Source organism: Paenibacillus gyeongsangnamensis, assembly GCF_027533625.1.
Classification (GTDB): Bacteria; Bacillota; Bacilli; order Paenibacillales; family NBRC-103111; genus Paenibacillus_G; species Paenibacillus_G gyeongsangnamensis.
Genome location: NZ_JAQAGZ010000024.1, coordinates 19,932 through 34,883, shown reverse-complemented (window position 1 = coordinate 34,883; position 14,952 = coordinate 19,932). Strand labels below are relative to the sequence as shown.

Sequence of the window (14,952 nt, the reverse complement as noted above, 5' to 3'; positions counted from 1 at the left end):
GCTGTCTTGCGGGTAACCTCTTTTCTTATTTCTTACATTCGACAGTAACCTGCAATTTGGGATCCAACGCGGGAGCGCGCGTCTACACCCCGAATCAGGATCGCATAGAACCGAATTGCTTTTTGGTAAGCAGGGATAGACTTAAGAGGAAGTAGGCGTATGAAGTTGAGCACAATGATCCTTAAAATTCAGGGAAACCGCATTCTTAGCCTCCTAGTTAGCTTGATATTGTTCGGCTTGTGCGGATATTTGCTGGGACGGACAGTGATGGACCCGACCAAAATCCGCCTTCTCTTTTTTATTTCGATCAGTTTGATTATGGTTGCTCTAAGCATCCGCCGTCCGGCATGGATGCTCTATGGTATATTGATCTACCTTCCGTTTATGGGTTTCTTCCGGCGGGCGCTTATCCCATCGTCAGGCTGGAGTTCATTCGACCCGCTTGTCATACTGGCTCCATCCATGGTCATGCTGCTCGGGTCTTATTGGGTCTATTGGACTTATCTTCGAAGGCAAGGGGTTCCCAAGGAAAAGGACACCCGGTTGTTTAAGCTGGTGCGATGGATGATCTTTATCGATATGATACAGATTGTAAATCCGCTTCAAGGAAGCATTTTGACGGGACTTGGGGGCGTTATTTTTTATGTCGTTCCCTTATTCTGGATGGTACTTACCAGAATGCATTTCAATGCTCGATGGATCAGCGTGATTTACGGCACCGTATGTACCGTCGGAGTCGTTAGTGCATTGTACGGATTAAAGCAAATCTTTTATGGTTTTTCATCTTTTGAGAACCAATGGATTGATATCGCCAATTATGCCGCGCTGATGGTTAGCCAAACCGAATCCAGAGCTTTTTCTTTCTTTACGAATGGAGCCGAATATACCATTTATCTGGTAATGGCAATCGTTATCGCGTGGGTGCTTCTGCTGCGGGGGACATTTATACAAAAGGTGATTGCAATAGTCATCCTCCCTTTGCTCTTTTATGGTATGTTTTTACAATCCGTACGGACTCCGGTCATTCTAACCGCCTTTTCGTTATCGGTACTTACGATTATCAATGCCAAAAAAGCTTCTACCCGATGGTTTACGGCCATCCTGATGTCGGTGGCTCTCGTTGGGGCCTTCTCGGTCATTACGAAGCTGGATACTTCTAGCAGCGCCCTGATTGCCCATCAAGTGAACGGGCTGGCTAACCCTTTGGATCAACAACATTCAACGGCACTTATCCATGTCCAAATGTTTCAATCGGGTATTATACAAGGATTGTCCATGCCGATCGGCAGAGGACTTGGGGTAACCACATTAGCAGGTATGAAATTGTCCAACAACGGAGCCAGCTCCGAGGTTGATCTTAGCAACATGATGATATCGGACGGCGTGATCGGAGGGGTGATTTATGCGTTAATCATCCTTGAAGCACTTCGTTTAGCTTTTAAGGAAGCCAAAGCAAGCAGCCATGGATTGATTATCCTGGGAATATTGCTTGCGACTCTCGGAAGCTGGTCCATTGGCGGAAATTACTCCGCAAGTGCTATCATCTGGCTGAGTATCGGTTATCTGGATGTACTAACCTTAAAACGCAGGAGGGAATTATTGACATGCGCAGAAAACGACGCCATCGCCGACAAGCAAGCTATCGGAATTTCAAAACCGTTGCCGTCTTAGGATTAAGCTTATCCGTTATAGCAGGATGCTCGTCCATTAAACTTTTTCAACCGGAGAAAGAAGCGATGGCTCAGGAGCAGCAGGTAAAGACGGTAAAAACGTTAAAAGTAGTGAAGCAGAAAATCGGTGAAATTCCCGAGCAGGCTGCAGAAATCACGGCATCCGTCCAGTTTGACGTGCTCGCCGAGACCGATGGTGTCGTTGAGGAAATTTTCAAGAAGCGGGGGGAGACGGTTAAACAAGGAGATGTTATCCTTCGTTTATTCTCGAGGGATGCCAAATTTGAACGTGAAAAACTGGTATTAGCCGTAAAATCCACGGAGGATGCGATCAATAAAGCCCGCAAGGACGCGGAGCTGAGCCGTACGGAGCTGTCTCAATCCATTCAGAAAGCGGAGCAGGGAATCGTTGAGCTGACACGGAACCGAAACAAGACCAAGAACGATTATGAGGCGGGTACTGCTAATAAGACTCAAGTTCAGCAAGCCGAATCCCAATTATCCAATGCCCAGCTGGATCTGCAATTTTTAAAGCAAAAGCTGAAAGCATTGACCGTTGCCGACTCATCTTCGCTCCAAACTTCGCTGCAAGAAGCGCAAATGAATTTACAGCGCTTCGATGAGCTTTCTTCCGGTCTTGAAGTCAAGGCGCCTGCCGATGGAATTCTAACTGAAATGCAGCTGCAAGTAGGAATGCCGGCCGGGAAGGGTTCCAAAGTAGGCATCATTCAAAAATTGGATCCGGTTAAAGTGAAAGCCCAGCTGTCTGAGCAAGCGGCGCGTCTGGTCCGCGGCAAAAGCGAGCTGTCCTTTTATCTGCCCGGGACTTCCGATAAGATGAGAGCCGGCATCAGCTTCCTGTCGAGTGTCATTGATCCCCAAACGAAAGGGTACGAATTAAGCTTGGAGGTTCCAAACCCGGATTTGAAATTTAAACCGGGCATGAAAACCCGTATTCAGCTTATGGATGAAAGTGAGCAAAACGTACTGGCAATCCCCGTGGCCAGCATTCTCAAAAAGGGCGAAGAAAACTTTGTGTTTATTTTAGTCAATGGAACGGTTGAACGCCGTAAGGTGGAGCTCGGCCGCTTAAGCGACAATGAGCTGAATCAGGAAGTGTTGTCCGGCGTTAAAGAGGGAGACAACCTGATTATTTCCGATCCGAATCAATTAAAAGATCAAGAAAAGGTTCAACTGGCTTCGGCTGTTGGCCAAGCGAAAAAGTGAGGGCATAACCTATGAAACTACAATGGAATAAAGCTTTGGCTGCAGTCGCCATCTCCGCCTCTTTGTTAGCCGCTGCGGCAAATATGACCGCCATCGCGAGCGATGCTCCTTCCACAACCGATATCGTTGTTCGGTATAACCTCACCAATACGGTTCAGGTAGAGGTAAAGAGCGTACTGAACGAAAGAACGCAAAACGGTACAAAAGTGGGGGTAGTCGTCCGATTGTATAATACGGGAAATCGCATGACCCGGGTGCCTGATTACGCCCTGAGGGTCAAGAGCGGTGACGGCACGGAATATACGCTGCGTCCCAGCGCAACGAATGCTCCATCTATACAGCCTCAGGAAAAGGTAGAGCTTTCTTATCTCGTCGTACTGGACCGAAACGATGACTTTTCTTTAACCTCTCTGTACTGGGTAAATATTGATGAATTTGAATATCCGATCAAAGAAACAACGGTGCTGACACTGCCATTAACCGGTGAGTGGAAAGGAAATAATGCCTCGTTGTCGGAACAAGGACAAATCATCCCGTGGAAGCAGCCGTTTACGATTCCCGTACTGTCGAGAAATTTACAGTTTACGCCGTTCCAATTGACCTATCAGAACAGTACGCAGGGACCCGTAGCTATTGTTGGGCTCATTGTTGAAAATAAAGGTACGATGAAGGAAACGCTGCCTAATATTTTGATTGACGGAAATTCGGATAAAAAAGCTTATCATGGCAAAAGAATCGCTCCATCCGGAACGGTAACGCTGGAAGCTGGAGAAAAGCAGCAGCTGTATTATGCCGTTCCTCTCGAAACCGGCGTTACGTTAAAGAGCTTGACGGTGCTTAATCAGGAGAGCTTCCAAAAAAATGATACCGATAAAACGAATGTCGATTTTAACATCGGACGCTTGGCTATTCAGCTGGATACCGGAGCGCCGGCGTTAACGGCGCAGCCCGAGCTGATCATTCCGGGATCAGCCATTTCATTTGATCCGCTAAACAAGCTTGTCCAGCAAGGGGTCGAGGTATCCATGGTAGAGCTCCATCTTCATGGAGCTGAAGGGGAAGGCTATCAAACGGCCGTCGCCAAATTCAAGCTGCAGAATAAAACGGATCGTCCGCTTCCTGTTCCTAACTTTCAGGCAGAGCTCCGGACATTGGACGGGTTCAGCTACGCAGGCGCAAGACAAACGACCGCTTCCCAGGAGCTGCTTCCGAACTTGGGGTATATCATCAACTATTCCTTCAATCTTCCGAACTCGGAGAAAGGTACGGACTTGATCATGAATTTGCTCGACGGGCAGCTGGCAGCCCCCTACAGCATCCCGATCGCTTCCTACCGGACACAGGTTCAGAAGGAAACGGACGATAAAGTATTGGCTTTCTATCCGTTCGAGGTCAAAGTAAATGATTGGTCGATGATCGCCCTATTCGACCAGGGGAAATACAAATACAAAATGAATCTGGATCTGGACATCCAAAGACTGGATAATATCGTGGTCGATCAGAATTTCTCAAAGATGAAGGTTGAGCTCGTCGACGTCTTAGGACGCGTATTGGGTTCGCAAACGCTGCCTTTCATCGGAGCTAACCGTTTAGTCACGGGAAATCAGTATCTTACATTCGACAATATCCGGACCGAGCAATTTGAAGACCAATTGACTGTGAACGTTTATGAAGCCATTGACACCCCGTTTGGTGAAGTGAAAAGACTGGTAAAAACATTAAAGCCAAGATAAGTCGATGAGAAAACTCTTTCTATCCAGTCTTGGCGTTAATCTATTGGTCATAGCCATCAATTTGATCACCGGGATCCTCAGTGCCCGATATTTAGGTCCGGAAGGGAGAGGGGAGCTGGCTACCGCCACCCGCTGGAGCAGTTTGTTCACCATCTTCTTCACGATAGGACTCCCCGGTGCCGTCATCTATTTAGGAAAGCAATTTCCCGAAAAGCAAAGGGAGTATTTCGGGGTTTATCTGGTGATCGGCACCTCAATGGGTCTAATCGGCATGGCGGCAGGCGAATTCATTATCCCGCATTTGCTGAGCAATCAATCGGAAAAAGTCATTGCGCTTGCTCAAATCGCTATGATCACGCTGCCTTTCGGACTTTTATCGGACGGATTGATCGGTACGCTCCAAACGAAAAACATGTTTAACAAGGTGCTAGCACTCCGGATTTTAAATCCGGCCGGAACGCTGCTGCTGATCGCCACCCTTCTGGTCATCCATCAATATTCCGTGCGCAGCTTTATTATCTGCAGTTTGTTCTGGTCTCTAGGCATGTTCGCTATATCCCTATTCTGGGTCTTAAGCATCGTTCGACCTAAGGTTTCCGGCATCATCAAGCATGGTCGGGAGCTGTTCGGCAAAGGGCTGCAGATCTATTCGGGGTTCATCGTAGCCACATTCGGAAGCAACCTGGATCAATTGATTATTTCTTTATTCCTGACTACCTATACGCTCGGTCTTTATACCGTCTCAGCTAGCATTGCAGCCATGCTGCCTTCAGTGCTTGTCGGCGCAATCAGTACGTATCTGTTTCCCAAGCTGATGGATTTGGAGGTACGGCAAAGGCAAAGGCAAGTGGAACGCATTCATGGGACTTTGTTTTATACTACTCTATCTTTAGCCGCTATTGCGGCTTTTTTGCTTCCCTTTGTGCTTCCGATCATGTACGGCCCCAAATACGCCGAGGCCATTCTGATGGGGCAAATTTTGCTGGTATGCGCTCCGCTTAACGTCGCTTATGTCGTCCTGACCAATTATTTGTCAACGGAAAACAAATTTCATTTTGTGACGTTTGCGGAGCTTGCAGGTCTTCTAAGCGGTTCGGCCACCGCCTTTATAATGCTGCCCTGGCTTGGAGGGATCGGGGCGGCTTTGGGCGTCGTGATGATCGGGCTTGTCAAATGGGGCTTTCTTGCATACAAAAGCACAAGGCTCGGGATTGCATGGAGCCGGCTTTTGTATTTCTATCCGGAGCCGTTCGTAAGCATGCTAAGGTTGGTAAAGATGAAGCTGCGGAGAACCCGAAGCGGGCCAACTGTCGCAGGTGAATGAGCGGCTTGTTATAGAATACAAGAATCCAGTTTAGGTGGTATCGCAAATATGAACGTTTTGATCCTGACAAGGTATTATTCCCCGATACGTAATGGTCTCTCCGATCATACAGAATTAATGCGCAGTCTCATGAAGCAAACCTGCAGTTCTGTAACCGTGTTGTGTGAGAAAACGGCAGACCGTTCTCTAGCGATACCGCCTTATGCCGGCGAGCAAGAGGTTTATGAATACGCCGGTTACCGGGATTTCCTCCGTCAATTGTCGCATATTCATAAATCGAGGAAAACGGACGTGATTCTTTTCCAATATGTGCCCCATATGTGGGGGAAAGCGGGCGTTGCGCCTTTCGCCGCATTACTCCCTATATGGATCCGTCTGCTTTATAGAATACCTGTTATCAGCTTTATGCATGAACTGCATTACGATTGGAGCTTGAAGCCTAAACAGTTTCTGCTTGCTTTATGCCACCATATCCAGCTGTTCATGATCGGCGTTTTCAGCCGGTTTCAAATCGTTACGAATCATAGGCGCGAAAACGAGCTGAAGCGGATTTGGTCCCGCAAGGTGGTTCGGATTCCGGCTGGCAACGTTAGCGGGCGGAAAGATGAGTCTCTGCGGAAAACTCGTTTTCCGTGGCCTTATATTACTTGGTTCGGCACGCTTTCCGAGCTTCAGCGGCTGGAGCAATTGTGCGAGGCCTTTGCCAGGCTGGCGGACAAGGATAAAGAGCTCCGGCTTGTGCTGGTCGGAGGTTTTAACGTCCATACTCCAAGAGTGGAAGCCCTAAAACAATTTGCAGAAGCGCAAGGCTTTGCCGACCGTCTGGTGATCCTGGGGTTTGCCGATGACGATGAGCTAAGCGACATTTTGCATGGCAGTTTGGTTAATGTGTTTATTGAATCCTCCGGTCCGTCCGGCAGGCGTACGGTCATAGCGGCGTATTTACGAAGCGGCCGGCCGATTGTGGCTATTGACGGTTTGGAAACGGATCCCGATTTCATTAACGGAGAAAATGTTCTTCTGGTACCCGATGAAAACGAGGCCGTGTTTGCTGAGCGGATCTGCTCCGTCACTCAGCAGGAAGGCTTAAGGCGGCGTCTGGAGAAGGGAGCCAGAAGTTTATATTTGCGCAACTATTCGGATGAAGCGGTGGCAAGCCATTTAAACGAAATTTTAGCACTGGCGGCGCGGACCCATACCGCCAGAAACGACCGGAGGGTGTTATGAGAATACTTCAGATTGCCGATGAGTTCAATTCTGCAGGCGGCCTCGAACGATTCATTTACAATTTTTCCATCGAATTAATGAGGAAAGGCCATGAGACCACCTTGGCGGCACTAAAGGTAAATTACAACGGAAGCTGGGGAGAGGAAGAGTTTCACACCGTAGCTTTGCCCGAAGATCCGAGCGAGTGGGCCGTATACGCTGGAAGCTTCCGACCGGACTTGATCGTATGGCACGGAATACCGCATACGGCCAAGGCGGTGGAGCTCTTGGCATCTAAATATCCGACCGTGGCAACCATTCACAGCGTCATGTGTCCGTCAGGTATGAGGTTATATAGGGATAACGAGGCGCTGTGCATGAAACGGGGAGGATATTCCTGCATACTGAATTGGTATGCAAGAAAATGCGGAACGAATATTTCTCCCGTAAAAGCTTTTCAGGCTGTCTCTAATCATCTTTCGATGATAAGCGCTCTTAAGCAATGCATTGGGGTTTATGCCGTAAGTAAAGCAATTAGTGATTTTTTAATGATCGAGGGAATCCCTCAGCATAAAATTCAAGTGTTTGATAACACTTTGAAGCAGATTGAAGAATTAAGACCGCTTATTCTTCCCGAAAAGAAGCGCGAAATTAAGCTCCTTTATGTCGGACGTTTAGTCTATTCCAAAGGAGTACAGTATTTGTTGCAAGCCATTCCTCAATTGCTCAAGAAAGGCATTCAGGTGAATTGCAATATTATAGGCGACGGATGGTACAGTGGTCAGCTCCATGAACTCACCCGTAAGCTTCAACTGGAACAATATGTTCAATTTGTCGGAAGGATATCCGGGAAAGAGATCAATCAATGGTATGCCAAGTCGGATGTGGTCGTTGTCCCGTCGATTTATCCCGATCCTGCTCCTTTGGTTGTACCGGAAGCCAGAAAAGCAGGGAAGCCCGTCGTAGTGTTCGATGCCGGAGGCCTTCCGGAATGGGCGGATTTTATGGATGGCGTCTATATAGCTAGGCGTGCCGATGCCGCTCATTTGGCTGATACCATTGCCAATATCATCGTTAAAAAACAAGATTTGTTTACAACCGAATTGTCCAATCAAGTACCTCATCAATCCAAAAAAAGTCGGGTTGATTTGGTTGATGCCATATTGGGGGGAGTGAGGACGGGTGCATGATGTGAAGATGGGCTGCGCCGCAGGATTGGGTCAAGGGGGATTGGGCGGCCATTTGAACTTTGTGTATAACGCCGTGAAGCATAGCGGAGGCAACGCCGGGATATTTACGTCCTCTTCCTCATCTTCCGAGCAAGTAATAAGTATTCCCGGACCGTCATGGCAAAATTGGATTCAGTTAACTCCGGTTCGATGGCTTCCGGCAACGAAAGTTTATTGGGAAAGCATCCATTTCGATCAAGCCGTTAGCGAGAAGCTGCCCAGATCACCGATCGTGTACCATACTTTTCCGGGTTATGCGGAATACAGCTTTAAAAAGGTGCGCAGCTACGGCGGCATTTCCGTGTTGGAGGCAGCCACAACGCATGTGAAGGATTTATTCCGCGAAACGAACGAAGAACACCGCAAATATAAGATGGAAGGTTCGCCTTATAACAGAGCATGGGTTGAGCGAGTCATGAGGGAGTATGAGCTGGCCGACTATATTACGGTTGCCTCCCAATTGCAGCGGGAATCTTTTTTGAGAAACGGTATTCCTGAACGTAAGCTGTTGTTTGCCCCGCTTGGCGTGGACACCGACCGATTCCGCCCCCTGCAAAGTCAACCAAGCCTCGTCCCAAAGACCAAAGAACAGAAATTCAGAATCATTTCTGTCGGACAGGTATGCTTAAGAAAAGGGGTTCAATACTTGCTGGAAGCCGTTAAGCAGCTTAGAGACCCGGAGATTGAGGTAACCCTGTACGGAGGAATAGGCTGGAGAAAGATCAGGACCCTTATTCACGATTATATGGATTCTGGGGTCCAAATCAAGCTGGGGTCGGGTGATCCGGTTCCAGCACTAAGAAACTCTCATATCTGCGTACATTCGGCCATAGAAGACGGATTCGGACTCGCCCCCTTGGAGGCCATGGCTGCAGGGCTGCCGACCATTGTAACGGAAGCCACGGGAATGAAAGATGCCATACATAACGATCTGAACGGCTTAATTGTTCCTTCCAGGGATGTAATTAGCTTAGCGGAGAGCATTGCAAGACTGAAATATGACGAAGCATATCGAATTCAAATGGCTCACGCCGCCAGAATGGCCGCACTAAAGTGGGATAACCGTCAGCGAATCTCTCAATATTCCGAGGCGCTGTCGCCGGTTTGGAAGTCTATTGGCGGCCAAAAATCGGTCCTGTAAAGGAAGGATTATCGAATGAACCCAAATGACATAAAAGGCAGGCTGGTTAGAAAAGTAACCGGATTTATAGATTATTGGCTGTCGGCGGATATGCGCCGGAGGTATGGAATCGATTCTTCCGTAACGATTTCTCCCGGGGCGCACATTGAGAAAGAAGTCCAATTAGGCAAACGAAGCTTTGTCGGAAGGCAATCGATGATCGTCTCCGGCCAAATCGGTGCATTCACCAGTATTGCTGACAATGTAGTCATAGGCTCCGGCGAGCATCAGTTGGATGCAGTCACTACACATATGCATTGGCACGTAAAGGTTCATGGAAGGAATTGGGATAATGTCAAACCGCCTCCTGTCATCGGGAATGACGTTTGGATCGGAACGGGAGTAACTGTCCTTCGCGGGGCCGTCATCGAAGACGGTGCAGTTATCGGAGCAGGTGCGGTTGTAAGAGGGCATGTGCCAGCCTATGGGATCGCCGTAGGCATTCCTTCCCGAGTCATCCGATACCGTTTCGATGAAGATATACGTAAGGCGCTGCTTGCAACCAAGTGGTGGGCTTGGGATGACCGGAGCATCGAGGAGGCCTATCCGCTTTTCGGTGATGTAAAGCAGTTCCTGGAGTATGCTTCTTCCCGGCCAAATCATCCAAATTTCTCCGTAGGACAATGGTCTGAAGCAAGCACCACCATACTTAATGGATGAGGGATGATAAAACCATGGCCGGATGGAATTTCACCGCCTTAAAGGTCAACAGTAAAGCATCGCATTATTTGGATGCTCTGCGCTGGATTGCCGCAGTCTACGTCATGATTTACCATCTGCGTCCCGTGTTGTTTCAAGGCTTTAATCAGGTGGAGAACAAGAACGCGCTGGTGAAGGCTGCCTATCTGCTGACCAGCATGGGATATGAATTCGTGATGCTGTTTTTCGTGCTAAGCGGCTTTTTAATTTCCGCCAGCGTTCTTAAATCGGTGAAGAACGGGACATTTTCTTGGAAAACCTATTTGATCAACCGTTTCACCCGATTATGGGTGGTTCTGATTTCAGCCTTAATCTTGACCTCCCTGCTGGCGCAGCTGCAATTAAACCTTTTTCCCGATTCCGATTTTTTTATTAATAACTTAAAATGGTCCGATTTCCTGGGAAATTTATTTTTTCTTCAGGGCGTCTTTTTCCCTAACTATGGGGGGAATTTGCCGCTGTGGAGCTTAAGCTACGAGTTTTGGTATTATATTTTGTTTCCTTGTCTGGTCCTAATGGTCGCTTCTCGTTCGTGGCTCTCAAAAACGGTATATGGAATTGCAGTCGCCGGTTTATCCGTAATGCTCGGTAAAGCCATCATGCTGTATTTCCTGATTTGGCTTTTAGGGGCGCTGTTGGTGATTCTGCCGGCGCCTAGGGTATCGGAGAAACGGCTTGCGGGAGCAGGCATTCCTTTGACCGCCGGTATGGCGGTATTGGTGATGCTCGCAGACAAGCTGCTGATCCACCGAAGCGATGCGGATTTAATGAAGGGATTTCTCCCTCAGTTAGCCGTGTCCGTTTGTTTTGCCGGATTAATCTACATCCTCTTGCACGCTTATAATTACCCTGCCGCCGGCAATGCATCAAGCTTTAACATCCATGTGTTTCTGGCCGGGTTTTCTTATACCTTATATTTAACGCATTACCCTATCATCAATTTATTACGGGTTTGGCTTGGGGACGGGCACTGGGGAACTTGGCCTCCCGATCTTCTCCATATTGTGCTAGGTTTGATGATAGCGCTCTTCATCCTGGTTTATGCTTGGATCATTTCGAGATGTACGGAAGCCCACACCTCAGAAGTAAGAGCATGGCTGACACGTCAGCTAAACATGCTTCGATTTAAAAGGAGGAACAGCCATGAAAATTCTCGCAGCCGGTATGGGTTGGATTGAACATACGCCAGGCGGGTTAAACCGGTATTTTGCCGATTATCTTGAGGCGATGAGACGGCACGGGCATGAAGTCCGAGGTTATATGACGGCTTTCGGAGAGCGGACAACAGCCCCGGATTACATAGAGGACGTGGTCAAGCAGCCGATAAAGCTCGGAACCTGGGCACGAATGAAGGCTTTTAAACAAGCGATAGGCTGTGCCGTGCAACAACTGCGGCCTGATATCTTTAATCCGCATTTTGCGTTGTATGCTTCACTGATTTCGCGCAATGAGCTTCCCTCTTCGCTGCCTATCGTCACTCATTTTCAAGGCCCCTGGGCTCAAGAATCACAAGTGGAGGATCGGGGCAATAAATGGGGGCAAGCGCTGCGCTACGAGATGAAGAAACGGGTCGAGCTGATGGCTTACCGGCGCTCGGATCATTTTATCGTACTAAGCGATTATTTCAAGAATCTGCTTGCCAATGATTATGGCATTGCCGCAGAACGCATTCACCGTATTCCGGCGGCACCTGATCTGCATCGGTTCGTGCCTTCCCCGGACCGCAAGAAGCTCCGTCTGGAACTGGGGATCCAAGAGGACGAGAAAGTCATGTTTTGTGCAAGAAGATTAGTCCATCGCATGGGAATCGATCACTTGATTCAGGCCATGCAGCGGGTGTCCGCTCAAGTTCCCGAGGCCGTGCTCTATATTGCCGGTGGAGGCACGCTGCGGGAAGCATTGGAACAGTTGGCCACTCAGTTGGGTCTGGGTGCAAAAGTGCGTTTCTTGGGACGCGTAACCAACGAGGATTTGGTTAGATGGTATCAAGCCGCCGATCTAAGTATCGTGCCGACCTTGACGTTGGAAGGCTTCGGTCTCGTCACGGTAGAAGCGCTTGCTTGCGGGACGCCGGTTATCGGAACCCCCTATGGCGGGACTAGGGAAATATTGGAATGTCTTTCGGGGAATCTTTTATTTAAAGACCACTCGCCGGAAGCGATGGCGGAGCGGATCAACTCCATCCTTCTAGGCAGGACGGAAATACCATCCCGCCAAGCTTGTCAAAAATACGTATTGAAGCATTTTACATGGGAGCGTGCCGCGAAGGAAATCACAGATGTGTTTGAGCAAGCGATGGAGGAGCGGAAGGAGCTTGTATACCGATGAGGATAGCTTTTTATAACCATACCAGCGATGTCAGCGGAGCGGAGATCAGTCTATTATTAACCACGAAGCACCTGACGAAAGCGGTGCCCGTGCTTTTTGCTCCCGAGGGGGAACTGCTCCGCAGAGCGCGGGAAAGCGGTCTGGAGACGGTAAGTCTTCCGAGCTACCGGGCGAGGCTCACTAAAAACCCGCTGCTGCTGCTCATTCATCTTATAGGCATGCTGTGGGCCGGCTATCTGTTCGCCATCCGGATCCGGAAGCATCGGATGGATATCGTTCATGCCAATTCGCTTCGTGCCGGTATTATGGCTGCGCTGTTCGGCTGGATTCACCGCTGTCCGGTTGTTTGGCATGTGCGCGATAATCCGCCGGAAGGGATGATCGGTAAAGCCATTGAATGGTTAGCCTCGTCTTCGGTTAGAAATATTATCGGAATCTCCCAATCGGTCATTGACGGGTTTCATGAACCGAAGCTTTCGGATAAACTCCGTTTGGTACATAACGGGATACCTTTAAGAGAGATACCTGACTCAGAAAAAGCCGATCTGCGGCATAAGATAAGAGAAGAGCTGGAAACGCCTGCGGACAGTTTGGTGTTAACCATTATCGGACAAATTGCTCCATGGAAACGGCAAGAAGACGCCATTCGAGGCGTTCATCGTTTGATAGAGAACGGTCATCAAGTATACCTGTGGGTAGTTGGAGAACCTAAGTTTAGACAAGAGAATGAAGTCTATTGGAACGACCTTCATCGGCTTTCAGCCGAATTACAGATAGAAGACCGGGTCCGGTTCACAGGCTTTAGGAAGGATGTGCTGGAGATCTGCTCAGCGGCGGATCTTCTTTTATTATGCTCGGATAGCGAGCCCTTCGGACGCGTTCTGATCGAGGCGATGTCGCAATCGATCCCGGTCGTTGCCACAAGATCCGGCGGCGTTCCCGAGATTATCGAGGACGATTATTCCGGCTTTCTGTATGAAGTGGCCCAGGTGGATCAGCTGGTTGACCATGCTTCCTATTTGCTGAGGTACCCTAATCTAAGACACGATATGGGACGCTTGGCGCTCAAACGGGTAAGAGAGCATTTCACGATAGAGAAAACCGTGGAAAAGATCGAAGCGATCTATCAGGAAATCGTTTCAGTTCAACCGAATGCCCGAGTTTCTATCGAAAACAGCGCCAGGAAGGAGCTTTCTCGATGAAAACCATGCGAGTGGCGATTGTTCATGATTATTTGAACCAAATGGGCGGAGCCGAAAGGGTTGTTGCCGTCCTCCATGAGCTGTTTCCGGAGGCTCCGATCTATACGACCATTGTAGATAGGGAAAAGCTGTTTCCCGAGCTGAAGGATGCCGATATCCGAACCACTTGGATGCAGCATATTCCGGGCATCTTCAAACGGTTCAAGCAGTTCTTCTGGTTGTATCCATTTGCCGTAAGGTCCATGGATTTAAGCGGTTATGACCTGGTTATCAGCTCCAGCAGCGCGTATGCCAAAGGCGTTAAGACCGGCAAAGAGGCGACGCATGTCTGCTACTGCTATACTCCGATGCGGTTTGCATGGGATTTCAACACCTATATGGAGGGAATTCAAGTTCCCGGCACGGTGAAAAAAGTGGCCAAAGCCATGGTCGCTCCCCTGCGCAGCTGGGATGTGGCGACGGCGCGGGGCGTTCATCATTTTGTGGCGATTTCCAGTGTCGTTCAATCAAGAATCAAGGATTTTTACAGCCGGCCCTCATCCGTCATTTACCCTCCGGTTAACATCTCCCGGTTTTCCTTGGCGGACGTCTCGGAGGTTCAGGATTATTACTTGGTCGTCTCCCGATTGGTTTCTTACAAAAAGCTGGATTTAGCGGTACAAGCCTGTTCAAGGCTCGGCAAGAAATTGATCGTCATCGGAGACGGTCCTGACCGTGAACGGCTGCAATCGATGTCAGGCCCATCGGTGGAATTCAAGGGGCGGCTGCACGATGAAGAGGTTGTGCGCTATATGAAGCAATGCCGCGCCTTCCTGTTTCCCGGACTGGAGGATTTCGGGATCACTCCGCTTGAAGTCAACGCTTGCGGCAGACCGGTAGTCGCTTTTCACGGAGGAGGCGCTTTGGATACGATCGTTCCCGGCTTGAACGGGTTTCATTTTGAAGAACATACGGTGGAATCCTTGGCGGCCGCTCTGGAGCGGGTGGAGAAGCATGCTTGGGATTCGCAACGGATCCGCCGGCATGCGGAGCAATTCGATGAGAAGCGGTTCCGTCATGAATTGTTAAGCTTTATACAAAACGCAACGCAGCAGCATCCTGCCTTAAAACAATCGTTAGCCGCAGTTGCGGACCAATAATAAGGGGTGGATATC

12 protein-coding genes are annotated in these 14,952 nt (G+C 49.0%); all 12 read left to right on the top strand.

Annotated features, from left to right (window positions below):
- The first annotated feature begins 159 nt into the window (after positions 1-159).
- From O9H85_RS29645 to O9H85_RS29590, 12 genes are read left to right on the top strand one after another with little or no spacing between them, the layout of a single operon-like run.
- On the top strand, positions 160-1,671 hold the full coding sequence (locus O9H85_RS29645) for a hypothetical protein (RefSeq protein ID WP_269885014.1): 1,512 nt from the start codon (positions 160-162) through the stop codon (positions 1,669-1,671).
- The gene (locus O9H85_RS29640; protein WP_269885013.1) at positions 1,605-2,897 is read left to right on the top strand and encodes an efflux RND transporter periplasmic adaptor subunit; all 1,293 of its coding nucleotides are present in this window, start codon (positions 1,605-1,607) and stop codon (positions 2,895-2,897) included. The genes O9H85_RS29645 and O9H85_RS29640 overlap by 67 nt, the downstream gene beginning before the upstream one ends.
- An 11-nt stretch (positions 2,898-2,908) precedes the next feature.
- The gene (locus tag O9H85_RS29635; RefSeq protein WP_269885012.1) at positions 2,909-4,630 is read left to right on the top strand and encodes a hypothetical protein; all 1,722 of its coding nucleotides are present in this window, start codon (positions 2,909-2,911) and stop codon (positions 4,628-4,630) included.
- Positions 4,631-4,634: 4 nt separating this feature from the next.
- Positions 4,635-5,954 carry an oligosaccharide flippase family protein gene (locus tag O9H85_RS29630; RefSeq protein ID WP_269885011.1) on the top strand — a complete coding sequence of 440 codons (1,320 nt, stop codon included), beginning with the start codon at positions 4,635-4,637 and terminating at the stop codon, positions 5,952-5,954.
- A 48-nt stretch (positions 5,955-6,002) separates the two neighbouring features.
- Positions 6,003-7,181 carry a glycosyltransferase family 4 protein gene (locus O9H85_RS29625; protein WP_269885010.1) on the top strand — a complete coding sequence of 393 codons (1,179 nt, stop codon included), beginning with the start codon at positions 6,003-6,005 and terminating at the stop codon, positions 7,179-7,181.
- Positions 7,178-8,350, top strand: coding sequence for a glycosyltransferase family 4 protein (locus tag O9H85_RS29620; RefSeq protein WP_269885009.1), 1,173 nt, complete (start codon positions 7,178-7,180; stop codon positions 8,348-8,350). Before O9H85_RS29625 ends, O9H85_RS29620 begins: the two co-directional genes overlap by 4 nt.
- Positions 8,343-9,530 (top strand): glycosyltransferase family 4 protein, encoded by a 1,188-nt coding sequence (locus tag O9H85_RS29615; RefSeq protein ID WP_269885008.1) that lies wholly within the window; start codon positions 8,343-8,345, stop codon positions 9,528-9,530. The genes O9H85_RS29620 and O9H85_RS29615 overlap by 8 nt, the downstream gene beginning before the upstream one ends.
- Positions 9,531-9,545: 15 nt before the next feature.
- Positions 9,546-10,229: a CatB-related O-acetyltransferase gene (locus O9H85_RS29610; RefSeq protein WP_269885007.1), complete on the top strand. Its 684-nt coding sequence runs from the start codon at positions 9,546-9,548 to the stop codon at positions 10,227-10,229.
- A gap of 14 nt (positions 10,230-10,243) precedes the next feature.
- Entirely contained in the window at positions 10,244-11,446 is a 1,203-nt protein-coding gene (locus tag O9H85_RS29605; protein ID WP_269885006.1) for an acyltransferase family protein, read from the top strand.
- Positions 11,412-12,596, top strand: coding sequence for a glycosyltransferase family 4 protein (locus O9H85_RS29600; protein WP_269885005.1), 1,185 nt, complete (start codon positions 11,412-11,414; stop codon positions 12,594-12,596). The genes O9H85_RS29605 and O9H85_RS29600 overlap by 35 nt, the downstream gene beginning before the upstream one ends.
- Entirely contained in the window at positions 12,593-13,798 is a 1,206-nt protein-coding gene (locus O9H85_RS29595) for a glycosyltransferase family 4 protein (protein ID WP_269885004.1), read from the top strand. Before O9H85_RS29600 ends, O9H85_RS29595 begins: the two co-directional genes overlap by 4 nt.
- Positions 13,795-14,937, top strand: a complete 1,143-nt coding sequence (locus O9H85_RS29590) for a glycosyltransferase (RefSeq protein ID WP_269885003.1) — start codon at positions 13,795-13,797, stop codon at positions 14,935-14,937. The genes O9H85_RS29595 and O9H85_RS29590 overlap by 4 nt, the downstream gene beginning before the upstream one ends.
- Positions 14,938-14,952: the final 15 nt, after the last annotated feature.

Coding starts and splice junctions, on each gene's coding strand:
- O9H85_RS29645 (WP_269885014.1), top strand. CDS start 160: ATGAAGTTGAGCACAATGATCCTTAAAATTCAGGGAAACCGCATTCTT.
- O9H85_RS29640 (WP_269885013.1), top strand. CDS start 1,605: ATGCGCAGAAAACGACGCCATCGCCGACAAGCAAGCTATCGGAATTTC.
- O9H85_RS29635 (WP_269885012.1), top strand. CDS start 2,909: ATGAAACTACAATGGAATAAAGCTTTGGCTGCAGTCGCCATCTCCGCC.
- O9H85_RS29630 (WP_269885011.1), top strand. CDS start 4,635: ATGAGAAAACTCTTTCTATCCAGTCTTGGCGTTAATCTATTGGTCATA.
- O9H85_RS29625 (WP_269885010.1), top strand. CDS start 6,003: ATGAACGTTTTGATCCTGACAAGGTATTATTCCCCGATACGTAATGGT.
- O9H85_RS29620 (WP_269885009.1), top strand. CDS start 7,178: ATGAGAATACTTCAGATTGCCGATGAGTTCAATTCTGCAGGCGGCCTC.
- O9H85_RS29610 (WP_269885007.1), top strand. CDS start 9,546: ATGAACCCAAATGACATAAAAGGCAGGCTGGTTAGAAAAGTAACCGGA.
- O9H85_RS29605 (WP_269885006.1), top strand. CDS start 10,244: ATGGCCGGATGGAATTTCACCGCCTTAAAGGTCAACAGTAAAGCATCG.
- O9H85_RS29600 (WP_269885005.1), top strand. CDS start 11,412: ATGAAAATTCTCGCAGCCGGTATGGGTTGGATTGAACATACGCCAGGC.
- O9H85_RS29595 (WP_269885004.1), top strand. CDS start 12,593: ATGAGGATAGCTTTTTATAACCATACCAGCGATGTCAGCGGAGCGGAG.
- O9H85_RS29590 (WP_269885003.1), top strand. CDS start 13,795: ATGAAAACCATGCGAGTGGCGATTGTTCATGATTATTTGAACCAAATG.